This is a genomic window from Mycolicibacterium arenosum (assembly GCF_024320865.1).
GTDB classification, from domain to species: domain Bacteria; phylum Actinomycetota; class Actinomycetes; order Mycobacteriales; family Mycobacteriaceae; genus Mycobacterium; species Mycobacterium arenosum.
The window spans coordinates 297848-321798 of the sequence record NZ_JANDBD010000001.1; the positions used below are offsets into that span (position 1 = coordinate 297848).

General features: G+C 69.3%; 26 protein-coding genes and 1 pseudogene. 12 read left to right on the forward strand and 15 right to left on the reverse strand.

Annotated features, from left to right (window positions below):
- Positions 1–5 precede the first annotated feature (5 nt).
- The 3 genes from NM203_RS01535 to NM203_RS01545 all read left to right on the forward strand — a co-directional run bounded on the left by NM203_RS01535 (position 6) and on the right by NM203_RS01545 (position 1305).
- Positions 6–383, forward strand: a complete 378-nt coding sequence (locus tag NM203_RS01535) for a DivIVA domain-containing protein (RefSeq protein WP_255057826.1) — start codon at positions 6–8, stop codon at positions 381–383.
- Positions 380–982, forward strand: a complete 603-nt coding sequence (locus tag NM203_RS01540; protein WP_255057827.1) for a DNA-3-methyladenine glycosylase I — start codon at positions 380–382, stop codon at positions 980–982. The genes NM203_RS01535 and NM203_RS01540 overlap by 4 nt, the downstream gene beginning before the upstream one ends.
- A gap of 155 nt (positions 983–1137) precedes the next feature.
- Positions 1138–1305: a DUF3117 domain-containing protein gene (locus NM203_RS01545; RefSeq protein WP_066857137.1), complete on the forward strand. Its 168-nt coding sequence runs from the start codon at positions 1138–1140 to the stop codon at positions 1303–1305.
- Positions 1306–1351: 46 nt separating this feature from the next.
- Here the strand turns inward: NM203_RS01545 and glgA are convergent, their stop codons facing one another.
- Positions 1352–2506 (reverse strand): glycogen synthase, encoded by a 1155-nt coding sequence (gene glgA / locus NM203_RS01550; RefSeq protein WP_255057829.1) that lies wholly within the window; start codon positions 2504–2506, stop codon positions 1352–1354.
- A 136-nt stretch (positions 2507–2642) separates the two neighbouring features.
- On the opposite strand from glgA, the gene glgC reads away from it, so the two are divergent.
- A complete protein-coding gene (glgC, locus tag NM203_RS01555) occupies positions 2643–3857 on the forward strand; it encodes a glucose-1-phosphate adenylyltransferase (protein ID WP_255057831.1) in 1215 nt (404 codons plus the stop codon).
- On the opposite strand, the gene NM203_RS01560 is transcribed toward glgC, so the two are convergent.
- From NM203_RS01560 to NM203_RS01590, 7 genes and pseudogenes are all read right to left on the reverse strand, one after another.
- Positions 3854–4444 carry a DUF4126 domain-containing protein gene (locus NM203_RS01560; RefSeq protein WP_255057832.1) on the reverse strand — a complete coding sequence of 197 codons (591 nt, stop codon included), beginning with the start codon at positions 4442–4444 and terminating at the stop codon, positions 3854–3856. The genes glgC and NM203_RS01560 overlap by 4 nt on opposite strands.
- A 29-nt stretch (positions 4445–4473) precedes the next feature.
- Positions 4474–5732: pseudogene (locus tag NM203_RS01565) on the reverse strand (HNH endonuclease).
- Between the two features lie 44 nt (positions 5733–5776).
- Complete coding sequence (locus NM203_RS01570) at positions 5777–5971, reverse strand: hypothetical protein (RefSeq protein ID WP_255057833.1); 195 nt, start codon at positions 5969–5971, stop codon at positions 5777–5779.
- A 22-nt stretch (positions 5972–5993) separates the two neighbouring features.
- Positions 5994–6668, reverse strand: coding sequence for a methyltransferase family protein (locus NM203_RS01575; RefSeq protein ID WP_255057835.1), 675 nt, complete (start codon positions 6666–6668; stop codon positions 5994–5996).
- 12 nt (positions 6669–6680) lie between these two features.
- On the reverse strand, positions 6681–8288 hold the full coding sequence (locus NM203_RS01580) for an ABC transporter permease (RefSeq protein WP_456299308.1): 1608 nt from the start codon (positions 8286–8288) through the stop codon (positions 6681–6683).
- Between the two features lie 5 nt (positions 8289–8293).
- Positions 8294–9187, reverse strand: a complete 894-nt coding sequence (locus NM203_RS01585; RefSeq protein ID WP_255057837.1) for an ABC transporter ATP-binding protein — start codon at positions 9185–9187, stop codon at positions 8294–8296.
- Positions 9180–9836, reverse strand: coding sequence for a TetR/AcrR family transcriptional regulator (locus tag NM203_RS01590; protein ID WP_255057838.1), 657 nt, complete (start codon positions 9834–9836; stop codon positions 9180–9182). Before NM203_RS01590 ends, NM203_RS01585 begins: the two co-directional genes overlap by 8 nt.
- 90 nt (positions 9837–9926) lie before the next feature.
- On the opposite strand from NM203_RS01590, the gene NM203_RS01595 reads away from it, so the two are divergent.
- Entirely contained in the window at positions 9927–10622 is a 696-nt protein-coding gene (locus NM203_RS01595) for a hypothetical protein (RefSeq protein ID WP_255057839.1), read from the forward strand.
- Positions 10623–10625: 3 nt separating this feature from the next.
- Here the strand turns inward: NM203_RS01595 and NM203_RS01600 are convergent, their stop codons facing one another.
- Positions 10626–11285 carry an O-methyltransferase gene (locus NM203_RS01600; RefSeq protein ID WP_255057840.1) on the reverse strand — a complete coding sequence of 220 codons (660 nt, stop codon included), beginning with the start codon at positions 11283–11285 and terminating at the stop codon, positions 10626–10628.
- A gap of 175 nt (positions 11286–11460) precedes the next feature.
- Here NM203_RS01600 and sigE point away from each other — a divergent pair, with 175 nt between their 5' ends.
- The 6 genes from sigE to tatB all read left to right on the forward strand — a co-directional run bounded on the left by sigE (position 11461) and on the right by tatB (position 17656).
- Positions 11461–12237 carry an RNA polymerase sigma factor SigE gene (gene sigE, locus NM203_RS01605; protein ID WP_255057841.1) on the forward strand — a complete coding sequence of 259 codons (777 nt, stop codon included), beginning with the start codon at positions 11461–11463 and terminating at the stop codon, positions 12235–12237.
- Positions 12238–12321: 84 nt separating this feature from the next.
- Positions 12322–12717, forward strand: coding sequence for an anti-sigma E factor RseA (rseA, locus tag NM203_RS01610; protein WP_255057842.1), 396 nt, complete (start codon positions 12322–12324; stop codon positions 12715–12717).
- A gap of 67 nt (positions 12718–12784) precedes the next feature.
- Positions 12785–14257 carry a S1C family serine protease gene (locus NM203_RS01615; RefSeq protein WP_255057843.1) on the forward strand — a complete coding sequence of 491 codons (1473 nt, stop codon included), beginning with the start codon at positions 12785–12787 and terminating at the stop codon, positions 14255–14257.
- Entirely contained in the window at positions 14254–15720 is a 1467-nt protein-coding gene (locus tag NM203_RS01620) for a S1C family serine protease (RefSeq protein ID WP_255057845.1), read from the forward strand. Before NM203_RS01615 ends, NM203_RS01620 begins: the two co-directional genes overlap by 4 nt.
- Before the next feature lie 30 nt (positions 15721–15750).
- A complete protein-coding gene (locus NM203_RS01625; protein ID WP_255057846.1) occupies positions 15751–17238 on the forward strand; it encodes a S1C family serine protease in 1488 nt (495 codons plus the stop codon).
- 1 nt (position 17239) lies between these two features.
- Positions 17240–17656 carry a Sec-independent protein translocase protein TatB gene (gene tatB / locus NM203_RS01630; protein WP_255057847.1) on the forward strand — a complete coding sequence of 139 codons (417 nt, stop codon included), beginning with the start codon at positions 17240–17242 and terminating at the stop codon, positions 17654–17656.
- Here the strand turns inward: tatB and NM203_RS01635 are convergent.
- The 4 genes from NM203_RS01635 to NM203_RS01650 all read right to left on the reverse strand — a co-directional run bounded on the left by NM203_RS01635 (position 17653) and on the right by NM203_RS01650 (position 22090).
- Positions 17653–18810, reverse strand: a complete 1158-nt coding sequence (locus NM203_RS01635) for an Mrp/NBP35 family ATP-binding protein (RefSeq protein WP_255057848.1) — start codon at positions 18808–18810, stop codon at positions 17653–17655. The two genes, tatB and NM203_RS01635, sit on opposite strands and share 4 nt — an antisense overlap.
- A gap of 46 nt (positions 18811–18856) precedes the next feature.
- Positions 18857–20170, reverse strand: a complete 1314-nt coding sequence (locus tag NM203_RS01640) for a lytic transglycosylase domain-containing protein (RefSeq protein WP_255058273.1) — start codon at positions 20168–20170, stop codon at positions 18857–18859.
- An 85-nt stretch (positions 20171–20255) separates the two neighbouring features.
- Entirely contained in the window at positions 20256–20780 is a 525-nt protein-coding gene (locus tag NM203_RS01645) for a DUF1003 domain-containing protein (RefSeq protein WP_255057849.1), read from the reverse strand.
- Positions 20777–22090 carry a magnesium transporter MgtE N-terminal domain-containing protein gene (locus NM203_RS01650; protein WP_255057850.1) on the reverse strand — a complete coding sequence of 438 codons (1314 nt, stop codon included), beginning with the start codon at positions 22088–22090 and terminating at the stop codon, positions 20777–20779. Before NM203_RS01650 ends, NM203_RS01645 begins: the two co-directional genes overlap by 4 nt.
- A 25-nt stretch (positions 22091–22115) precedes the next feature.
- Here NM203_RS01650 and NM203_RS01655 point away from each other — a divergent pair, with 25 nt between their 5' ends.
- The gene (locus tag NM203_RS01655; RefSeq protein WP_255057851.1) at positions 22116–23072 is read left to right on the forward strand and encodes an HpcH/HpaI aldolase/citrate lyase family protein; all 957 of its coding nucleotides are present in this window, start codon (positions 22116–22118) and stop codon (positions 23070–23072) included.
- A 17-nt stretch (positions 23073–23089) separates the two neighbouring features.
- Here the strand turns inward: NM203_RS01655 and NM203_RS01660 are convergent, their stop codons facing one another.
- The gene (locus tag NM203_RS01660; RefSeq protein ID WP_255057852.1) at positions 23090–23371 is read right to left on the reverse strand and encodes a DUF4190 domain-containing protein; all 282 of its coding nucleotides are present in this window, start codon (positions 23369–23371) and stop codon (positions 23090–23092) included.
- The gene (locus tag NM203_RS01665; RefSeq protein WP_255057854.1) at positions 23368–23865 is read right to left on the reverse strand and encodes a DUF4190 domain-containing protein; all 498 of its coding nucleotides are present in this window, start codon (positions 23863–23865) and stop codon (positions 23368–23370) included. The genes NM203_RS01660 and NM203_RS01665 overlap by 4 nt, the downstream gene beginning before the upstream one ends.
- Positions 23866–23951 lie beyond the last annotated feature (86 nt).

The following is a 23951-nucleotide window of genomic DNA, read 5'->3' on the forward strand; positions in this document are numbered from 1 at the left end:
ACGTCGTGACCATGATCCTTCTGTACCTGGTCGTCCTGATCCTGGTGGCCGTCGTCCTGTTCGGCGTCGGCAGCGTCGTCTTCGGCCGCGGTGAGCGGCTGCCACCGCTGCCGCACGGCACCACCGCGACGGTGTTGCCGGCGTCCGGTGTCACCGGCGGCGACGTCGAGGCCCTCAAGTTCACCCAGACGCTGCGCGGCTACAAGACCAGCGAAGTCGACTGGGTGCTCGACCGGCTGGGTGCCGAACTGGATCTGCTGCGGGGAGAGCTGTCCGCGGTGCGCGCGGCGTACGGCCTCGACGCCCACGACACCGCAGACGACCATCCCGCCCACGCGCTGCCGGATGACGACGCGGACGCCGAGGCGCAGGCTGAGCGGTGACCGCCTTCCCGGACGACGGCAGGACGCGCTGCGGGTGGGCGGTGGTCGGCGGATCACGGCCTCCGACAGCCGATTCCGTCATGTACCGCGATTACCACGACACCGAGTGGGGTCAACCGCTGCACGGCGCCCAGGCGCTGTTCGAGCGGATGTCGCTGGAGGCGTTCCAAAGCGGGCTGTCGTGGCTCATCATCCTCCGCAAGCGGGAGAACTTCCGGCGCGCGTTCAAGGGGTTCGACATCGCCGAGGTGGCCCGCTTCACCGACCGCGACGTGGAGCGCCTGATGGCCGACGCGGGCATCGTGCGCAACCTGTCCAAGGTCGAGGCCACGATCAGCAACGCCCGCGTGGCCGCCGATCTGAGCGACCGTGACGTCGACCTCGACGAGTTGCTGTGGTCCTTCGCGCCCGACCGGCGGCCCCGTCCGGCCGCGCTGTCCGACGTCCCGGCCGTCACGCCGGAATCCACGGCCATGGCCAAGGAGCTCAAGAAGCGCGGGTTCAGGTTCGTGGGCCCGACGACCGCCTACGCGCTGATGCAGGCGACCGGAATGGTGGACGACCACGTCGCCGACTGCTGGGTTCCGAGTCCCTCCTGAGGGCTCAACACCGGGTCTTTGCACACGCAACGCCGCGGATAGGGAAGAATGGTCGGAGTTCAGTTGCAGTTCAGCGCCGGGAGCTGTCGCCATGTGGCCTCTCGGCCTCGACCGGATCCGTTGGCGGGCCCGGCGTCATGTGGAGGGAGTACTCGATGGCGGCGATGAAGCCCCGGACTGGAGACGGTCCGCTTGAAGCAACCAAGGAGGGGCGGGGCATCGTGATGCGAGTACCACTTGAGGGCGGTGGGCGCCTCGTCGTCGAGTTGACGCCGGACGAGGCCGCGGCCCTCGGCGAGGAACTTAAGAACGTCACCAGCTAGCGAGTCGGCGCGGGACGTGCGCGAGGCGCATGACCCGCGCCGAATGCTATGCGGACACCTTGCGGTAGATCGCATGAGTCTGCTCGGCGATCGTCGCCCAGGAGAACTCGTCGATACACCGTTGACGCCCGGTGCGGCCGTACTCGGCGGCGCGTTCGGGATCGGCCGCCAGCGCGTTGACGGCGTCCGCCAGATCCCGCTCGAACCGCGTCGGTTCCGCCGCGTCGTAGTGCACGAGCGAGCCCGTCGTGCCGTCGGCCACCACCTCGGGGATGCCGCCGACGTCGGACGCCACCACCGCCGTGCCGCACGCCATCGCCTCGAGGTTCACGATCCCGAGTGGTTCGTACACCGATGGGCATACGAAAACCGTTGATGCCGAGAGGATCTCACGAATCTGCTCGGTGGGGCGCATGTCCTGCACCCAGAACACGCCCTTGCGGGCCCGCTGCAACTCCTCGACGGCGTCCTTGACCTCCGCGGCGATCCCCGGGGTGTCGGGCGCGCCGGCGCACAGGACCAGTTGCACGTCGGGCGCGAACGCGTGGGCGGCGGCCACCAGGTGCGCGACGCCCTTCTGCCGGGTGATCCGGCCGACGAACGAGACGATCGGCTTGCCCGTGTCGACGCCGAGTTCCGCGAGTACGGACCCGGCGGGCACGGGACGCCACGCCTGCGTGTCGATCCCGTTGCGCACCACGTGGACCCGGTCGGGGTCCAACGCCGGGTACGCCCGGAGCACGTCCTCGCGCATCCCCGAGCTGACGGCGATCACGGCGTCGGCGGCTTCGACGGCGGTGCGCTCGACCCACGACGACACGCGGTACCCACCGCCCAGCTGTTCGGCCTTCCACGGCCGCATGGGTTCGAGTGAATGCGCCGTCAGCACATGGGGAATGCCGTAGAGAAGGGCGGTGAGGTGTCCGGCCATCCCGGCGTACCACGTGTGCGAGTGCACGACCGTCGCCGCCGATGCGTCGTTGACCATCACGAGATCGGCGGAGAGGGTCGTCAGCGCCGCGTTGGCACCCGCCAGCGCGGGATCGGGCTGGGCGACGATCGCGGTGTCGCGCGGTGCGCCCATGCAGTGCACGTCGACGTCGCACAGCTGCCGCAGTTGCGCGACGAGTTCCGTGACGTGGACCCCGGCACCGCCGTAGACCTCCGGCGGATACTCCCGAGTCATCATCGCCACTCGCATGAGTACGACCGTAGTTCACCGCGGGAGCCGTTGTGGTCCTGCTGCACCAATTGCGTTGATGCGTTTGGGAGTGCGAACACGCGGGCAATCGAGCGAATGGCTAGCCGCCGTCCCGGCCTGCCGATAGGTTTGAACCATGAGGGAGTTGCCGCACGTCCTCGGCATCGTCTTAGCCGGCGGTGAGGGCAAACGCCTGTACCCATTGACCGCCGACCGTGCTAAACCCGCGGTCCCCTTCGGCGGTGCGTATCGACTCATCGATTTCGTGCTGTCGAACCTCGTCAACGCGCGGTATTTGAAGATCTGCGTTCTGACGCAATACAAGTCGCATTCGCTGGACCGGCACATCTCGCAGAACTGGAGGCTTTCCGGGCTTGCCGGGGAGTACATCACGCCGGTGCCGGCGCAGCAGCGGCTCGGGCCGCGGTGGTACACCGGATCGGCTGACGCGATCCTGCAGTCGCTGAACCTGGTCTACGACGAGGACCCGGACTACGTCGTCGTGTTCGGTGCGGACCACATCTACCGGATGGATCCGGAGCAGATGCTGCAGTTCCACATCGAGAGCGGTGCGGGTGTCACGGTGGCGGGCATCCGGGTGCCGCGGGCCGAGGCGAGCGCATTCGGCGTCATCGACTCCGACGAGTCGGGACGAATCCGCGCGTTCATCGAGAAGCCCGCCGATCCGCCGGGCACCCCCGACGACCCCGAGCAGACGTTCGCGTCGATGGGCAATTACATCTTCAGCACCAAGGTTCTGGTCGATGCGATCAAAGCCGATGCCGACGAGGACACCTCCGATCACGACATGGGCGGCGACATCATCCCGCGCCTGGTGGCCGACGGCATGGCCGCGGTCTACGACTTCAACGACAACGAGGTCCCCGGGTCGACCGAACGAGATCACGGCTACTGGCGTGACGTCGGAACGCTCGACGCCTTCTACGACGCGCACATGGATCTGGTGTCGGTGCACCCGGTGTTCAACCTGTACAACCGGCGCTGGCCGATCCTCGGCGAGTCCGCCAACCTGGCGCCCGCGAAGTTCGTCAACGGCGGCTCGGCGCAGGAGTCGGTCGTCGGCGCGGGCAGTATCGTCTCGGCGGCGTCGGTACGTAACTCGGTGCTGTCGTCCAACGTCGTCATCGACGACGGGGCGATCGTCGAGGGCAGCGTCCTGATGCCGGGCGTGCGGATCGGCCGCGGTGCGGTCGTGCGGCACGCGATCCTCGACAAGAACGTGGTCGTCGGGCCCGGCGAAATGGTCGGCGTGGATCTCGAGAAGGACCGCGAGCGCTTCGCCATCAGCTCCGGCGGCGTCGTCGCCGTCGGCAAGGGCGTCTGGATCTAGGCCGTCGCTGCGCGCTGCTTTTGTCGCCGGCGCCGGATCAACGTGAATGCCGCCCACGCGATGAACACCAGCGCGAAGACCACCAGCACCGGCAGCAGGATCGCCACGAACACCAGTCCGATGCTGAGGCCGTCCTCGATGGTGCTCAGCACCGGTGCGGCCACCCCGGCCGTCGCGACGTTGGCGACGGGCCGGACCGCGGACTTCGTCAGGTGCATCAGCAGCGCGACGACGACGCCGACGACGACGGGAATCCACTGACCCGACGACACGACCGCGCCCGGATCGGCGACGGCCGCCGTCTCGGCCGAGGTGCCCGCCCCGAACACGATGCCGCCCGCGGTCGGTCGGACGAAGGTCTGGATCACGTCGTTGACGCTGTCGAGGGCGGGGATCTTGTCGGCGACGACCTCGACGGCGAGCAGCACGGCCACGATCGCGATGACCCAGCCGTTCTCGAGCCACGCCCAGCCGGCGGGCAGGTTGACCAGGTCGGTGAATCGCGCCAGCAGCCCCATCGCCAGAAGCGGGATGTAGGCGTTGAGTCCGGCCGCGCTTGCGAGTCCGAGGCCGGTGAGCCACTCCATGTGATCAGTATGGCGTCGTGCGTGCTCGTTCAGGCGGCGTTGCACCAGGCGAGGTGGTCGGCGAAGACGATCTCGATGCGACTCGCGGGCGGCCGCATTCGACCCGGTAGTGGCGGGGCCGCCGAGCGGTGCGTTGCTCCGGTGGGTGTGGTGAGTTCGGAGGTGTGGGTGCCGTCGCGCTCGCGTGCGGTGGTGACTCGCCAGCCGGGGGCTTGTTTGGCGTAGTTGCACGCCTCGCACGTGCCTTCGCCGTTGAGTTCGCTTGTCTGGCCGCCGCTCTGGTGCGGCTGCGCGTGGTCGGTGTGGCGGATCGGGGCGTCGCAGTACGGGGTGCGGCAGGTGTCGTCGCGGAAACCGATCAACCGGGCCAGACCCTTGGGGAACAGCCGGGCTCGCGACTCCATGGCGACCAGCGCCCCGGACGCCGGGTGTCGGTCGAGCCGGCGCAGGGTGGCTGCGGAGCGTTCGTCGACGACCGCGTCGCCGGCCAGTCGGCAGGCGATCGCGGCCGGGATCGGACCGTAGCCGGGCACCCGCGCGGGGACGTCGTCACCGCCGAGCAGTGTCTCGTCGGTGATCACCAGGTCCACCGCGATCGGCACCGGGACCTCGGCGGGGCGGCCGGTGATGCGTTCGTAGAGGGTGTCGGCCATGACCTGGCCGCGGCCGCGACCGTCGACGCTCAGATCGGCTTCCCGTTTCAGGGCGGCGTAGACCCCGACGCCCTGGGCATCGGCAGCAGGGCCGTCACGTAGGTCATGTTGTCCGGTGCCGGTCGCACGGTGACGGTGCGTTCGGACTCGGCGCGCACGGCGCGGTCCACGACGGCCTGCGGGTCCAGTTCGTAGGCGATCGCCTTGGCGTCGGCGGCGATCCGCTTGTCGCCCTTGCCTTCCAGAGGCGACGGGTCGGCGCACATCCGGCGGTCCAGTTCGCGGCGGTCCTCGACGTCCAGGCACGCCGACTCCCGCACGATCAGGGTGGCCCGCCACTCCGAGAGCGCCCCGGCCCTCAACGCGGCCAGGGTGCGGGGCATCTCGTGGACCAGCGCGCGGGCGAACCCGAGGTGGCGACCGCCCCGATTCGGGGAGTCGTGGCGCGCGAGGGCGATCTCACCGCCCAGGCCCGTACAGCGGCGACGGGCGGGCACGCCCTCGGCGGCTTCCCGCGCGCGGCGCAGGGTCTCCAGTTCGACGGTCAGTTCGGCCTGCTCGGCGGCAGCGGCGGACTTGCCGAGCTCGAGCGCCCCGATGCGCTCGACCAGCGCAGATTCAGCCGGGTAGAACATGTGTTCGATGCTACAGCGCACGTGTGACAGGAGGCGGAATGCTCTCACCCCCGCTGCCGAGGCACCTTCTGACTCTTCGGCCGCGTGTGCTCCGGGACCTTCGGCATGTTGCTCACCGTGCGGTGTCTGCCCGCCAGGGTGGTGAACGACCTCTTGCAGCGTGGGCAGACCGCTTTGCCCGACACATCGACCGTCCAGGCCTTGCCGCCGCCAGGGCAGCTCATCTCGGTCGCACTCACCCTGAGAGCGTACGACGTGACGTCACCACACTCCCGGCACCAGCCGGTAGTGCACCTGCTCCATGTAGTCGTCGTAACCGGCGAGTTCGTCGCGCATCGCCTTCTCCTCGTCGAGAATGCGGGCGACGAAGACCAGCACGCTCGGCACCACGACGACCAGCCCCCAGTAGGAGCCGAGCGCCGGCGGTGTTCCCGCGGTCATGATCAACGCGCCGACGTACATCGGGTGGCGCACCACACCGTAGAGACCCGTGGACACGAGCTCCTGGCCCGCCTCCACGGTGATGGTCGCGGCCGCGTAGTTGTTCTGCGCGATCACCAGGTATGCCAGGACGATTCCGGCCGCCACCAACACGTCGCCGCCGATGACGACGGGCGTCGGCACAGCGGACCAGCCGAACCGGTGATCCAGCGCACTCACCACCGACACCGCCACGACCGCCACCAGGATGCCGATGTTGATGAGCTTCTGGACCGCCCGCGTCTCCGCCATCGGTCCGGAGCGCAGGCGACGCTGGAATGCGTCCGGATGCCGGACGGCCAGATGCACCGTCGGTCCCATCGTCGAGACAACGAACACGGCGATGAACGCCCACGCCTGCCAGTAGTCGAATGTGCCTGCGGGCCAGAACAACAGCACCCCGAAGAACAGCACACTCCCGGCGGTCGAACCCAGCAGTTGCAGTGCGATCTTCACCGTCGACCTCCTCTATGCGGCGTCGCGGTTTCGGTACACGACGCACGCCACCGCAGTCAGCGCCAGTGCCACTACGACCAGCACGACGCCGGCGCCGGCTGATACCTCCGACGGCGCCCTGGTCTGGCCGACCGGCGACAGGTCGATGAGCCACTGTGGCAGGCGTAGCAGCGCGCCCAGGTACAGGGCGGCTACCACGAACGTCACTGCGAGCCAACCGATCCCCGGCATCCGCACAGCGACCGCCACTGCTGCGATTCCAGCCAGTACGGCCATCGCGGGCACGAAGGCCAACCCCGCCAGCGTCAGCCGCAGCACGGTCGACGGCTCACCGGTGGTGAACGCCGCCCCCAGTCCGTTGCCCAGGCCCGCGCAGAACAGCAGCACCGCCGATCCCATGACCGCCGCGAGCACCGCTGTCAGCAGCCACCGCCACCGGGACACCGCGCCCGCCAGGACCGCCTCGCCGAGGCCGGATCGCTCGTCGGCGTACACCCTCAGCACCGCCGACACGACGTACGCCGTGGCCGCCGCGGCCAGGAACTGCGTCATCGTCGTGTAGACACCGTCGGCACCCTGTGCGGCGAGCACCCGCGCGATCAGTTCATTGTTCTGTGCGGCGTCCTGCAGCGACGAGGTCATCGAGCCGAATGCCAGTCCCGCGATGAACAATCCGACCGACCAGCCGATCGTCTGACCGCGCTGCAGCGTCAGGTGCAGTCGGAGCGGACCGGCGATCCGGTGCGCACCGGGATGCTCGCCGGACGACGGAAGGGTCCCGGCGTCGTACTGGCGGCGCGCCTCCAACGCGACAGTCGAGCCGATCAGGGCGAGGGTCAGTGTCACCAGCAGCGCCAGCGGCCACCAGCGCAGGTCGACGAACGCTCGCATCTGCTGTGCCCATGCGATCGGCGAGAACCAACTCAGCGCGCTGCCCGAATGGTCGATGACGTCACCCGCACCGCGAACGAGCGCGGCCGCTGCCAGCGCGCCGAGGGCGGCCCCCGTGGCAGTCCGCGATTGACGCCACAGCTGTGCGGTGACCGCGGCCGTCGCACCGAAGACCATTGCCACCGTGGTGATTCCGAGGCACATCGCGGCGGTTTCGACCACGGAGAAACCGGTCGCCGCCATCGCGACGGTCATCGTGACCGTCAGCACCAGCAGAGCACCCCCGACGAGGAGCAGCGCGGCGGCGGTCCGCGCGTGCCGCCCGACGACTGAGGCCAGCACCAGTTCGGCCGAACCGCTCTCCTCCTCGGCGCGGGTGTGCCGAATCACGCTGAGCACGGCCAGGATCGACGTGGCGACGATCATCGTCAGCATCAGCTCATTCGCCATCATCGTGCCGAGATCGGTTTCGTCGCCGCCGAACATCGGCCCGCCCAGCATCATCCCGGCGGGCGTCTTGAGCAGGTTCACCCTGGTCATCCGCTCTTCGGCACTCGGGTACGCGAGCTCGATGGCGTTGGGCGCGTACACCATCATCAGCGTCAGCGTGCCGACCCACACCGACAGCCGCACCCGGTCGCGGCGCAGCGCCAACCGGAGCAGCCGTCCCGTGCCGCTCAACGGTGAGCCCGCCGGTGGAGCTTCGTGCCGTCCCGGCGCCACCGCCACCGCGCTCACCGGCCCGCCCCCTGGTACTCGCGAAGGAACATGTCCTCGAGCGACGCGGGGGAGACCGTCAGCTCCTCGATGCCCAGATCCGTGAGCAGTCCCATCACGGTGTCGAGGTGATCGCGATCGACGGAGAACCTCTGCAGCCCTGCGTCGTTCACCAGATCGTGCACATGGGGATGGCGTTCGAGCGCGCCGTCACCGCGAGTGCGCACCGCGACGGTGGTCCGCATCAGGTGTCGCATCTCGGCGATCGTGCCCGTCCGCACGGTCCGTCCGGCGCGCACGATCGTGACGTTCTCGCAGAGCTTCTCCACTTCGGCCAGGATGTGGCTCGACAGCAGTACCGCGGCGCCCTCCCCGGCGACCTCGCGCACACACTGCTGAAATGCCTGCTCCATCAACGGGTCCAGGCCGGACGTCGGCTCGTCGAGCACGAAGAGCTCTGCTCGGGTACTGAACGCCGAGACGATGGCGACCTTCTGCCGGTTACCCTTCGAGTACGTGCGGGCCTTCTTGTGCGGATCCAACTCGAAGCGCTCGATCAGCTCGTCGCGTCGTTTCACGTCGACGGTCCCGCGCAACGACGCCAGGAAGTCGATGGCCTGCATGCCCGTCAGATTCGGCCACAACGTGACGTCACCCGGAACGTAGGCGATTCGGCGGTGCAGCGCCACGGCATCACGCCACGGGTCACCCCCGAGCAGTCGCACGGTGCCGCCGTCGGCGCGCAGCAACCCCAGCAGCACGCGGATCGTCGTCGACTTGCCCGCGCCGTTGGGTCCGAGGAAGCCGCTCACGTCGCCGGGCGCCACGGTGAGGTCGAGTCCGTCGAGGGCTCTGGTGCTGCCGAACGATTTGGTGAGGCCGGAGATGTCAACTGCGAGTGCGCTATTCATCGTGTGCTCCTTCAGTGAAAGGAATTCCCTGCTCGCGCCGTGCGAGGAAGGCGTCGTACATCGTCGAATCGACCATCAGTCCGTGCGTGTACAGCTCAAGGGCGGGCAGCATCATCTCCTCGCCGTAGTCGTGCAGGACCGCACGCACGTCGGCCGGGTTGTCGTGCATCTGCAGATACAGCAGGAAGGTGCCGCCGCCGACCATCGCGAGAAACCGCGCGCGGCTCTTCGGATCGATGCTCGGCCGTAGCGTGCCCGCCTGCACGCCTTCCTCGATGTACTGCTCGGCGTTGTCGATCATCTGCCGCCACAGCGTCTTCGACAGGTCACCGCTGCTCTGCAGCGTGCGCACCAGATAGCTCATGAGCGGCGCATAGTCCTCGATCTCCGCCATCGCCGACAGCCACGTGGCCGGATCCGAACTGCGGATCGTCTCGGTCTTGCTGTCGCGGATCACTCCGGCGATGTAGTCGTCACACGCCCTGCGCAGGCCCTCCTTCGACCCGAAGTGGTGGATCACCAGGCCGGGACTGACGCCGGCGGCCGTCGCGATCGCGCGAACCCCCACCGCGAAACCCTCCCGGCCGAAGAGGTCGATGGCCGCGTCGCGAATCCGCGCCGTGGTCGTCAGATCGTCCGTTGAACGCATGTTTAGCACACTAAACACACGTTCAGTGAGCGGTCAAGGGAAGCGCCCGTAAAGAACGCGTAAAGGTGTCCGACGTGCGACGATCACGCCGTGGACGACGACGATCCCGAGAAGCGCATCGCGGAGTTGGAGGCCGGGTTGAGCGATCACCCCCACGCGCCGCCGCCGCCCCGGCCCTCGGGTTGGGAGACCTACGTCCCCGGAAGCGTCGTCGGGCAGCAGGGGCCCACGGTCGTCAAGCGCGGCGGCCTGCGGTTCCTGCCCGTCGCAATGCTGGTGTTCGGCCTGGTGGTCCCCGCGGTCATCGGTGGCATCGTGTTCTTCGCCGTGGTGGACCCGTTCGCACCGGATGTGAAGGAACAGAGTGCGGACGGACTGACGGCCATCCTCGAGTCGATGCGAGAAGAGTTCGGCGACACGATGGGCTACGAGCTCCACGTGTATCCCGAGCACGCCGTTCTCGATCGCCGCAAGCCCGGAAGCGACACGGTGATGAACACCTTCACCTATCGCGACGGCGATTGGAACAGCTGGGAGTCCGAGTCGCCCGTGTTCTCCGAGGACCACGTGGCCGACCTCAGCCGTTTCGACGCCGCCGCAGTCGCCGCGACGCTGGCGCGTGCTGCGGAGCAGCTCGGCATCCCCGCCGAGGACTCGGTCTTCCTCGCCATCGAGGGCGGTGAGACGGGACTGCGGATGTCGATCCGCGCCAATTCGCCGGTAGGTGGCGACATGGACATCACCCCCGACGGCAGCGTCGTCGAGCTTCGTCCGGCCGGAGGCTAGCTCTCAGTCGCGGGCGGCCGCCAGCAGGCCGTCGCCCAGCGGAACCAGGACCGGCGTCAAGCGCTCGTCTTCGGCGATCAAGCGAGCGGCCTCGCGAACGGCTGCGACGTCGCGCTCGGCCGCCTGCGCGTCGCCCACCCGTCCGCCGAGCGCGGCCCGATGCACCACGATGGCGCCGCCGGGCCGCAGCAGGCGCACGCCCTCGGCGACGAACGCGGGCTGATCGAGCGGGTCGGCGTCGACGAACACCAGGTCGTAGGACTCATCGGCGAGCCGGGTCAGCACGTCCTGAGCGCGGCCGCCGATGATCCGGGTCCGCGAGGCGCCGATTCCGGCCTCGGAGAACGCCTGCTTTGCGAGCCGCTGATGCTCGGGTTCGACGTCGATCGTGGTCAGCACGCCGTCCTCGCGCATGCCCGCGAGCAACCAGAGTCCGCTGACACCCGCGCCGGTGCCCACTTCGACGACCGCCTTGGCGCCCGCGAGTCTGGCCAGCACGCTCAGCAGCGCTCCCACCGCGGGGGTGACGGCACCCGCTCCGCTGTCCATGGCCCGCTCACGGGCGGCGGCGGTGATGGCGTCCTCGGAAATCGACTGCTCAGCGTGGGTGAGGATGGCCTCGGCGCGGCTGGGCCGCCCCTGACCTGCGGTGTCGTCGGCCATGCCCGCAGCGTAGAGCGAACACCTACGCGCCCGCTCCGCGACACGCCCGCACCGGGATGTGAGTTACGGCCGGTTGAGGTACGTTTACGCAGCTCGCCGGGCGTCGGCCGGGTTTCTCAGGAAAAGTTCAGTTTGCTCATATGCCAACCTCACCGGGGTCGCCGAGGGTTAGCGCATGGAGAACGGTGACGGATCGCGATTCGGGAACAACCGATCGGGTATCTCCGTTTCCACCTGTGCACAGCCGTCTCTCGTGGACGGTGCCGCTTCTGACTTGGAGGATCCGACGACCGCCGTCACGAACCCCGTGTTCATGTCCCACCTCGAGCAGGCCGGCGCTGGCGCCGACCAGACCGAATGGGTGGAGCCGTCCGACGAACTGACCGGCACCGCGGTGTTCGACGCCACCGGTGACAAGACCACCATGCCGTCCTGGGACGAGCTGGTGAAGCAGCACGCCGACCGCGTCTACCGACTGGCCTACCGCCTGTCCGGCAACCAGCACGACGCCGAGGACCTCACCCAGGAGACGTTCATCCGGGTGTTCCGCTCGGTGCAGAACTACCAGCCCGGCACCTTCGAAGGCTGGCTGCACCGCATCACGACGAACCTGTTCCTCGACATGGTCCGGCGACGCAACCGCATCCGCATGGAGGCGCTGCCCGAGGACTACGACCGGGTCCCCGCCGACGAGCCGAACCCCGAGCAGATCTACCACGACTCGCGACTGGGCCCGGATCTGCAGGCGGCGCTCGACTCGCTGGCTCCGGAGTTCCGTGCCGCTGTCGTCCTGTGCGATATCGAGGGTCTGTCCTACGAGGAGATCGGCGCCACGCTCGGCGTCAAGCTGGGCACCGTCCGCAGCCGGATCCACCGCGGCAGGCAGGCGCTTCGCGACTATCTCGCCAAGCACTCCGACGAGTACACGGGCGAGCGGGCCCAGTCCGCCTGACGCGTCGTGGGTGTATCGATCCGTCGACCGCGCTACATTCGAGGTGCAGTCTCGACACGCGAGTGGTCTGAAAGGAGCTGGGCGATGGCCGACCCGGGAGACGTGTTCCGCCGGGCGTTCTCCTGGCTTCCCACCCAGCTCGCCGCACAGAGCGCTGCACCCGTGGGCCCGCGTCGCTTCGGTTCCACCGAGCATCTGTCCACGGAGGCCATCGCGGCGTTCGTCGACGGTGAACTCCGGATGACCGCCCACCTCCGCGCCGCGCACCACCTCTCGCTGTGTCCCGAATGCTCAGCCGAGGTCGAGCAGCAGGGTCAGGCCCGCACCGCGTTGCGGGATTCCTGCCCGATCTCGATTCCCAGCACGCTGCTCGGAACGCTGTCTCAGATCCCGCATCACGCTCCGCCCGAACCGCCGGTGGAGTCGATTGACCAGCAGTTTGCTGACGGCGCGGCGCGCGCTCGTCGCAAGCGTCGGTAGGCTGAACTGATGCGCATCCGCCCGTCGAGGCGGTCGATCGCGACGACGTCAGGGGAGTGAACCGCGGGTGACTGAGCTGGACCGCAACGACACCGCGCCGCGCATCGCGGCCCGCCCCGTGTCGCGTCCACCCGTGGATTCGGCCACGACACAGGCCTTCGGCAGGCCCGCGGGCGTCGACAGCGCGTTTCACCCCGCTGGCGATGCCCAGCGCGATCAGGGCGCGTTCACGCCGACCGACCTGCCGCCGGGCCCGGTGCTCGCCGCGGCCTTCGGCCAGGCCGACCGCGACGACCGCGACGACTTCCGCGACGTCGCGCCTCCCGAGCCGGTCGTGGAGTACGACGAACCGGCCGATTACGAGGAGGAGGCGGCGCCGCCGCCCGCACCGCCCACACCCAAGCTGGGCCTGCGCGAGGTGCTCTTCACCCGCAAGCTGTCGTGGCTGGCCATCGTCCTGCTTGCCGTCGTCGTGATCGGCGTCGGCCTGCTCGGCGGGCTGGTCGGCAGGATGACCGCCGAGGTCATGGCGGCGTTCACCACGCCGAAGACACACATCAGCCACCTCGATACGTCGGATGGCCCGAAGACGGGCTTCGCGGCGGTCGCCGCCGCGGTCGCGGATTCGGTCGTCACCATCGAGGCCATGAGCGACAAGGGCGGCTCCCAGGGCTCGGGTGTCGTCATCGACGGCCGCGGCTACATCGTCACCAACAACCACGTCATCTCCGAGGCCGCCAAGAGCCCGGATCAGTTTCAGCTGACGGTGGTCTTCAACGACGGCAAGGTGGTGCCGACGAAGCTCGTCGGCCGTGACCCGAAGACCGACCTCGCGGTGCTGAAGGTCGATAACGTCGACAACCTGACGGTGGCGCGACTCGGCGACTCCGACCGGCTTCAGGTGGGCGAACAGGTCATCGCCGCGGGTGCCCCGCTGGGGCTGCGCAGCACCGTCACCACCGGCATCATCAGCGCGCTGCACCGTCCCGTGCCGCTGTCGGGCGACGGCTCCGACACCGACACCGTCATCGACGCCATCCAGACCGACGCGTCGATCAACCACGGCAACTCCGGCGGCCCCCTGATCGACATGAACTCCGAGGTCATCGGTATCAACACCGCTGGAAAGTCGTTGTCCGACAGCGCAAGTGGTCTCGGCTTCGCCATTCCGATCAACGAGGTCAAGTCCGTGGCCGACACGCTGATCCGCGAGGGCAGGATCACCCACCCGATGCTCGGACTCACCGCCATGTCCGGTGACGATCCACCGCCCGGCGACGAGAACAAGGACGTGCAGACCGCGCCCGTCGACGGCGCGATCGTGACCGGCGTGACCGGCGGCGGCGCGGCGGACAAGGCCGGCATCCGCAAGGGCGACGTCATCGTCAAGGTCGGTGACCGGACCGTCGCCGACATCGACGGGTTCGCCGTCGCCGCACGACTGCTCGACATCGGCAAGCCCGCGCCCGTCGAGGTGCTGCGCGACGGCAAGCCGGTGACCCTCACCATCACTCCGGATGCCGGAAAGCCCACCGCATGACCGACAACAACTCCGTACCCCGCCTCGGCCCCCGCCCCGTGTCGCGACCCGCGGTCGACGCCGACGCGGCCCGCGCGTTCGGCCGACCCGACAGCGCCACCGGATCCTTCGATCAGGAACCCGACTACGGCGAGTTCACGCCGGCCGACCGGACGCCCGCACCGGACGTCGTGGAGGCGTTCGGGCGGCACGCTCCGGGTGAGACGCTGCAGCGCCCCCCTGGCGCACCGGGGCAGGCCGACGCGCACCCCGAACCCGACAGTGATCCCGCCGACGCCTGGCGCGACCCCGCAACGGCGCCCACGACCGGAATCCCCGCCCGCCCCAAGCCCGTTCGGGTCCGCGTGGCGCCCGCCGTCGGCAAGGTTCGGTTGCGCGATCTCGTCACCGGCCGCCGGGTGTCGTGGTCGGCGCTCGGACTCGTGGTGTTGTTCGCGTTCGTGATCGGTCTGGTCGGCGGCATGACGGGCCGCTTCTTCACCCACGTCGACCCGACGCTCACCAGTTCCAAGGGCGTCGTCGAGAGTCCGGGCGGCGACGACGACCCCACCAGCCGATTCGCCGCGGTGGCGTCCCAGGTGGCCGACTCGGTGGTGACCATCGAGGCCGCCAACGACCAGCAGAAATCCCAGGGGTCGGGCGTCGTCATCGACGGCGAAGGCCACATCGTCACCAACAACCACGTGATCTCCGACGCCGCGAACCAGCCCGACAAGTACAAGCTGACGGTGGTGTTCAACGACGGCAAGCGGGTGCCCGCGACGTTGGTCGGGCGCGATCGCAAGACCGATCTGGCGGTGCTGAGGGTCGACGACGTCGAGGACCTGTCCGTCGCGAAACTCGGCGACTCCGACACCTTGAAGGTCGGCGAGGAGGTGGTGGCCGCGGGCGCCCCCCTCGGCCTGCGCAGCACCGTCACCCACGGCATCATCAGTGCGCTGCACCGCCCGGTCCCGCTCTCGGGTGACGGGTCGGATACCGACACCGTGCTCGACGGCGTGCAGACCGACGCGCCGATCAACCACGGCAACTCCGGCGGTCCGCTGATCAACATGAATTCCGAAGTGGTGGGCATCAACTCGGCCGGTAAGTCGTTGTCGGACAGCGCAAGCGGTCTGGGCTTCGCGATTCCGGTGAACGAGATGAAGGTCGTCGCCCAGACGCTGATCCGGGACGGCAAGATCTCGCACCCGACGCTGGGGCTGACCGCGCGGTCGGTCAGTGACGACACGGCGTCCGGCGCGCAGGTGGCCAACGTCATGGTGGGCAGTCCCGCCGAGCGCGCCGGAGTCCTGGAGAACGACGTCGTGGTCAGGGTCGGCGGACGCAGCGTCGCCGACGGTGACGAGATGGTGGTCGCGGTGCGTCAACTCAAGATCGGCCAACCCGCGCCGATCGAAGTGATCCGCGACGGCCGCACTCTGGTGCTGACCATCACGCCCGACCCGGACAGCCCGTCCTGACGCCCCGTCGTCACTACTATTGAGGCAGCCATGACTGACCAGGACCCCACGAAGCCGCGGTTGGCGCCCCGTCCGGTGACGCGCCCGCCGGTCGACCCCGCGGCGCTCCGCGCGTTCGGCCGCCCCGCCGGTTTCACCGGTTCGTTCGTCGGCGCCGATCGCGCCCGTCAGGACACCGAGTTCACCCCGTCGACACGCTCATCGGATCCGGTACTGGCCGAGGCGTTCGGCCGTCCCGCCAGCGCGCCGGAGGCCCTGCAGCGCCACCCCGCCGATGCGGGCGCCATCGACGCCGAGAAGCACACCGGCGAGCCCGACGAGGTCGCCGACCCGTGGCGCGATCCCGCCGCAGCCGCGGCGCTCGGCGCTCCCGCCCTCGGCGCGGAGCGGACCGCGGAGACGTCGGCCCCCGTGCACAAGCTCGCGGTGCGCGACGTCCTGTTCGGCGGCCGCGTGTCCTGGGTGGCGCTGGCCGTCGTGCTGGGCATCGCCCTGGTCACCGGGCTCGGCGGGGCGGCGGTGGGTCACCTGTCCGCCCAGGTCATGGCGGCCTTCACGACGGCCAACGCGACCACGCCCACCAACGGAACCGGCGAACAGCCCACCGACCGGTTCGCCACCGTCGCCTCCAACGTCGAGAACTCGGTGGTGACGATCGAGGCCAAGAGCAGGGAGGCGGGCTCGCAGGGGTCGGGCGTCATCATCGACGACCAGGGCCACATCGTCACCAACAACCACGTCATCGCCGACGCCGCGGCCAAGCCGGCGGACTACGACCTGACGGTCGTGTTCAACGACGGCAAGAAGGTGCCCGCGACGCTGGTCGGACGCGACCCCAAGACGGATCTCGCGGTGCTCAAGGTCGACGACACCAAGAACCTGTCCGTCGCCACGCTCGGCAACTCCGACGACCTCGTCGTCGGTGAGGAGGTCGTCGCGGCGGGCGCCCCGCTGGGGTTGCGCAGCACCGTCACGCGCGGCATCGTCAGTGCACTGCACCGGCCGGTGGCGCTGCCCGGCGAGGGTGACGGCCCGCCCACCGTGATCGACGCGGTGCAGACCGACGCGGCGATCAACCACGGCAACTCCGGTGGCCCGCTGATCAACATGAACTCCGAAGTGATCGGCATCAACACCGCCGGAAAGTCGTTGTCGGACAGTGCAAGTGGACTCGGTTTCGCGGTGCCGGTGAACGAGGTCAAGTCCGTCGCCGAGGCGCTGATCAAGAACGGCAGGGTGTCGCACCCGACGCTCGGGGTGACCGCGGAGACCGTCAGCAACTCCAAACTGTCGGGCGCGGGGATCTCCGACGTCGTCGGGGGAAGCCCGGCCGAGCGCGCCGGCCTGCAGCCGGGCGACGTCGTCGTCCGGATCGGCGACCGCAAGGTGTCGGACTCCAACGAGTTCGTCGTCGCGGTGCGTCAGCTCAAGATCGGCGAGTCCGCGCCCATCGAGGTGGTTCGGGAAGGCCGCAACGTCGTGCTGACCGTGACGCCCGACTCGGACGACGCCGCCTGACATGTTCGCCAACGTCGGCTGGGGCGAGATGCTCGTGCTGGTGATCGCCGGCCTCGTCATCCTCGGTCCCGAACGGCTTCCGGGCGCGATCCGCTGGACGGCGGGCGCCGTGCGTCAGGCGCGCGAGTACCTGTCCGGTGCCACCAGTCAGCTGCGTCAGGATCTCGGTCCGGAGTTCGACGACCTGCGCGAGCCGCTCTCGGAGCTGCAGAAGCTGCGTGGGATGACACCGCGCGCCGCGCTCACCAAGCACCTTCTCGACGGTGACGACTCGTTCCTCACCGGCAACTTCGACAAGGCTCCCGGCGACAGCGCCGTAAAGCCGCAGTCGTCCAACGGCCCGACCCCGCAGGTACCGCTTCAGAAGCCGGCGGTGGACCCCGCCAAGTCGACGCCCTTCGACGACGACGCGACCTAGCCCTGGCGCGCGACCGTGTCCAGGTTCAGCGCCATCCCCACCAGCCCGCGCTTACGCGACGCCAGCGAAGCCGCGATTTCGTTGAGGGCTTTACCCGCTGCGGATTCCGGAGCGCTCAGCACCAGCGGCACGCCGGTGTCACCCGCATCGACGAGCGCGGGATCGATCGGCACCTGACCCAGCAGCGGCACGTCAGCGCCGACGGACTTCGACAGGCTGTCGGCGACGACCTTGCCGCCGCCCTCGCCGAACAAGTTCAGCGTCGATCCGTCGGGCAGGGTCAGACCGGACATGTTCTCGACGACACCGACGATGCGCTGACGGGTCTGCAGCGCGATCGCACCGGCCCGCTCCGCGACCTCGGCGGCCGCCAGCTGCGGCGTCGTCACGACGAGGATCTCCGCGCCGGGGATGAGCTGCGACACCGAGATCGCGATATCGCCGGTACCCGGCGGCAGATCGAGCAGAAGCACGTCGAGGTCGCCCCAGTACACATCGGCGAGGAACTGCTGCAGTGCGCGGTGCAGCATCGGCCCGCGCCACACCACGGGGACGTTGCCCTGCGTGAACATCGCGATCGAGATGACCTTCACGTCGTGCGCGATGGGCGGCAGGATCATCGAGTCGACCTGCGTCGGCCGTTCGGCGGTGCCCATCATGCGGGGCACCGAGTGGCCGTAGATGTCGGCGTCGAGCACGCCGACCGACAGCCCGCGCGCGGCCATCGCCGCCGCGAGGTTCACGGTGACGCTGGACTTCCCGACGCCGCCCTTGCCGGACGCGACGGCGTACACGCGGGTCAGCGAGCCCGGCTGCGCGAACGGGATGACCGGTTCACGGGAGTCGCCGCGGAGCAGCTTGCGCAACTCGGCGCGCTGCTCGTCGTTCATGACGTCGAGTCCGACGGTCACGGTCCCGGTGCCGGGCACGTCGACGACGGCCTGCTTCACCCGCTCGATGATCTCGGACTTCTTCGGACAGGCCGAGGTGGTCAGGTAGATCTCGACGTGCACTGAGCCCTTGTGGTCGTCGGCCCCGATGTCGACGCTCTTCACCATCCCGACTTCGGTGATCGGCTTGCGGAGCTCGGGGTCTACGACCTTGGTCAGCGCGGCGCGAACCGCTGCGTGCAGATCGGTGGGTGTACTGGACATCGTCCGCGAGTCTATGCCGACGCCGCGCGAGGACCGTGCGCCCCTGTCAGGCGGGCGGAACCGGACCGGCCGGCGGGACCACGGCTGCGGCCGGCGGCAGCGCCGCGGCGGGGTCGCCCGGTGGCGGCGGGGGCTGCTCGGGCAGCAGCGGCGCCACCAGTGGGGCGGGTGCGGGAGGCGGCGGCGCGGCTGGCAGCGGCGGTGCCGGCGGCGGGTTGTTCAGCCAGGGCAGGTTGAACGGATTGGCGTTGGGTGCCGGCGTGGGCGGCGGCGCCTGCAGGCAGAACACCCGGCAGTCCTGCATCGGCTCGGCGGGGCCGGGCACGCGTCCGGAACCCTGCCCCAACTGCGGGTTCAGCTGGCCGGCGAGATCGGGTCGGCCGGGGCCGAGCAGCGGATTCAGTGCCATCGGATCGTCGGCGGGAAGTCCGGCGGCGTTGAGCGGCAGACCCGGCCCGAGTCCCTGCGAGGCGACTTCGAGATGCTCGTCGCCGATCGGGTGCGAGCCCGAGATCGCGGGCAGGTCGACGGGTTCGACGCCCGTCGCGTACGCGCCTGCCCACCCGAGCACGTTGCTCGCGTACGCCGTGGAGTTGTTGTAGCGCAGGATCGCCGTCATCACCTGAGACGGGTCGCGCAGGTTCAGGCCGCCACTGCAGAGGTAGCGCGCCGCGGCGAGGGACGCGTCGTACAGGTTCTGTACGTCGGCCTTGCCGTCGTTGTCGCCGTCCGAGGCGTACCGGGCCCACGTTCCCGGCAGGAACTGCATGGGGCCCATCGCGCGGGCGTAGGTGGTGCGGCCGGCCTGCACGCTCTGCACGATGATCTCGTTGCCGGGCAGCGTGCCGTCGAGGGCGGGGCCGTAGATGGGGGTGATCGGCGTGCCGCGGGCGTCGGTGGCGCCGCCGAACGCGTGCAGCGACTCGATGCGGCCGATACCCGCCAGCAGGTTCCAGCTGACGCCGCAGCCGGGGTAGGCGGCGGCCATCATGCGTTCGGCGTTCTGGTAGGCGTTGAGCGCCAGCGCCGGAATGCGCATGTTGCCAGGCGAATTCACGATGGCGGCCGGAGGCGGTGAGATCGGGGCGGCCGCCGCGGCGATGCGCAGGTACGGCAGGGGGCGCTTGGCCCGGACGATCTCGGCGCCGGAGTTCCTGGTGTCCGTGCGCGCGACGGACGCGAGCGGCTGGATGCCGTTGTCGACCATCGCGTTCATCTGCGACGGCGCCGACGCGCCCACGGCGAGCAGGAGCACCAGCGGGGCGATCACGGCGACGCCGAACCACGGGGTGCCCGCGACCCGGCTCGCAGCGGTGCGCTTCACCGCTGCGAAAGCAGCGGTGACCCGGCCGGTTCCCATCTCCTGCACTGAACCCGTCCTAGCTCTGCGATGACCGGACGACTGATCCCGGCAAACCTGTGAACCAGGTCACCATACCGTCGTGTCACTCATCCGTTGTCACAATGCCCTTACCTCGTTTCTTCGGCTTGGTCGCCTGGAGGTCGGTCAGCAGTTCCCGCAAATCCTCTAGTTCGCGACGGAGGTAGTCGCGCGTGGCGACCTCGCCGACGGCGATGCGCAGCGCGGCGAGTTCCCTGGCGAGATATTCGGTGTCCGCCTTGGTCTGCTGGGCCCGGCGCCGGTCCTCCTCGAGCGAGACGCGGTCGCGGTTCTCCTGGCGATTCTGCGCGAGCAGGATGAGCGGGGCCGCGTACGCCGCCTGGGTGGAGAACGCCAGGTTGAGCAGGATGAACGGGTACGGATCCCATTCGTATCCGACGGCGAACAGGTTCAGCAGGATCCAGATGATGACGAAGATCGTCTGGATGGCGAGGTAGCGGCCGGTGCCGAGGAACCGGGCCAGCTGTTCACTGACGCGACCTACGGCCTCGACGTCGAAGCGCGGCGTGAAGCGGCGTCGCGACGTGCGCGGGGTGTCGAGGCGTTGGCGCGCTGAACCGTCGCTCACGACTGGCCACCCTGGTGAGTGTCGAGTTCCGCTGTCGGAAGGTCGGGTTCCTCATTGGTGACGCGCCAATCGTGCGGCAGCAGGTGGTCGAGCACGTCGTCGACGCTGACCGCTCCCAGCAGGTGGTGCTCGTCGTCCACCACCGGGGCGCACACCAGGTTGTAGGCGGCGAAGTAGCGGGTGACGGCCGCGAGGCTCGAATCCGGTTCCAGGCTCGGCAGATCGGCGTCGATCATGCCGCTGACGAGCGAGGCGGGCGGCTCGCGGAGCAGCCGCTGCAGATGCACGCAGCCGATGTAGCGGCCCGTCGGGGTCGACGTCGGGGAGCGCACCACGAACGCGAGCGACGCCAGGGCCGGGGTGAGGTCGGGGTCGCGCACGCGGGCGAGCGCTTCGGCCACGGTGGTGCCGGGGCCCAGCACCACGGGGTCGGACGTCATGAGGCCGCCCGCGGTGTCGGGGGAGTGCTGCAGCAGTCGGCTGACGGCCTCGGAGTCCTCGGGGTCCATGCGGGCCAACAGCACTTCGGCCCTGGCGGCGTCGAGCTCACCGAGGAGGTCGGCCGCGTCGTCGGGATCCATGGCCTCGAGAACGTCGGCGGCGCGATCAGTGGCCATCTGTCCGATCAGCTCGGCCTGGTCGCTCTCCGGCAGCTCCTGCAACACGTCGGCGAGCCGTTCGTCGTCGAGCGCGTTGACCACCTCGTAGCGGCGTTTGGCCGGCAGTTCGCGGATCGCGTCGGCGACGACGATCGGACGCTGTCCCTCGAACTGCTCGAGCAGGTAGGCGACCCCCTGACCGGGCAGCGACAGCGCGGCCGGGGTCAGACCGATGACGTGCTGCCAGCCGACGACCTGCATGGTGGTGCGCCGTCCCAGCCTGCGGTGGCTGCGGACGGCGACGCGGGTGACCATCCAGTCGCGGGTGCGAACCTGCTCGAGGGAGAGGTCGACCACCACCAGGTCGATGCCCGCGAGATCCGCGAGCTCGGGATCGTCCACGCGCACCCTGGAATCGAGTACCTGACCGAACACCAGGACCTCGCCCGGTCGTTGCGCGAACCGGCGCAGCGAGACGTTGCCCGTGCTGAGCGTCACCGCGCTCGGCTCGATGGCGGTGACACGCAGGATCGGAACGAAAATCCTTCTGCGCGTGAGCAGTTCGACGACGAGTCCGAGCACTCTGGGCTGTTGGCGGCCGTAGCTGATGTTGATCACCAGGTCGCGCACCCGGCCGATCGACTCGCCGTCGGGGCCGAGGACCAACATCCCGGCGAGTCGCGCCGCGTAGACCCTGTTGACCGCCACCATGGGTAAAAGGGTAGAGAGTTAGCCCGTGGACAACCGCTATCGCCCCCGTCGAACGTGCTTGTCGGTTCCCGGCAGCAGCGACAAGATGATCGAGAAGGCGAAGAGCCTGCCCGCCGACGAGGTCTTCCTCGATCTCGAGGACGCCGTCGCGCCCGATGCGAAGGCGGAGGCGAGGACGCGGGTTGCCGGTGCGCTCGGTGCTTCCGGGTGGGCCGGCGGGCTGCGCGGGGTGCGCGTCAACGACTGGACGACGCCGTGGACGCACGCCGACGTCATCGAGGTCGTCGCAGCCGCGGGCGCGCACCTGGACCTGATCGTGCTGCCGAAGGTCGAGGACGCGTCGCACGTGCAGGCGTTGGACCTCTTGCTGTCCCAACTCGAGCAGACCCACGGACTGCCGGTCGGGCGCATCGCGATCGAGCCGCAGATCGAAACGGCGCGTGGGCTGACGAACGTCGACGCGATCGCCGCCGCACCCAGGGTGGCCGCGCTGGTGCTGGGGCCGGGCGACATGGCGGCGAGCCTCAACATGCGCACGCTGGAGGTCGGCGGCCAGCCGGAGGGATACGACATCGGCGACGCGCATCACCACGTGCTGATGCGGATTCTGATCGCGGCTCGCACCCACGGTGTCGCGGCGATCGACGGGCCGTACGTGAAGGTGCGCGACGTCGAGGGGTTCCGGACGGTCGCGGGGCGCTCCGCTGCGCTCGGTTACGACGGCAAGTGGGTGCTGCACCCCGATCAGATCGCCGCGGGCAACGAGATCTTCAGCCCGCGGCAGGCCGACTACGACCACGCGGAGCTGATTCTCGAGGCCTACGAGTGGCACACCTCGAAGGCAGGCGGCGCCCGCGGAGCGGTGATGCTCGGCGACGAGATGATCGACGAGGCCAGCCGCAAGATGGCGCTGGTGATCGCGGGCAAGGGTCGTGCCGCCGGAATGGCCCGAACCGGTGGACCGTTCGAACCGCCTGCTTGACAACCGTTTTCGCCGGACTACCCCTCGACGAACACCTTCACCACGACGAACATGCTGATGATCAGGGTGAGGGCGCCGAGGGCGATCCCCCCGATCGCGAGGCCGCGACCGCGTTGGTGGTGGACGGCGATCTGGTTCAGTGCGACGACGCCCAAGGCGATCCCGATGACCGACCCGAGGCCGAACAGCGTCACCGCGGAACTCGCCAGCGAACAGACGGCGAGCCTGTTGATCGGAGATCGATCCGGCGCGTGCGCCGAATCGTGCTCGGTGCGAGCCGTATCGCCGGACGCGGTCATAGGGTCGGCAGTAATCCGAATACGACGAGCGCGCCGAGACCGAGCAGTCCGAGGCCGCCGACGACGATGCCGGCGATCGCCATCTCCTTGCCCTTCTGGCCGGATGCCGGGTCGATCTGGTTGAGCGCGACGATCCCGAGCACGATGGCGATGACTCCCAGCGGGAACCCGAGACAGAAGATGTACCCGGGCAGCGAGGCCAGGCCGCAGGCCAGGGATCCGATCGCCAATCCGTTGGTGGTGGACTGGCCGGGGGGCACGCCGTAACCGGGAGGCGGGCCGTAATTCGGCGGTGGCGGGTAGCCCGGTGGCGGGCCGTAATTCTGCGGTGGCAGGTAGCCGGGATGGGGAGCCGCCGGGGGCAGCGAGTAGCCGGGCGGGGGAGTCGGGTTGTACTCGATCGGGGGGTACTCGACGGCACCGGAATCCGCATCGGGAGGGGTGAACGGTTGCTGCCGCGGGTCCTCCCCCGGTGCGCCGGGCGGGTACGTCATGGGGCCAACCTACCGGAGGTGGCGGTGGGTGTTCGGTGCTCGGCACCATCGCTGTGGCTCGCGCGTTGGACAATGCAGTGTGCCGA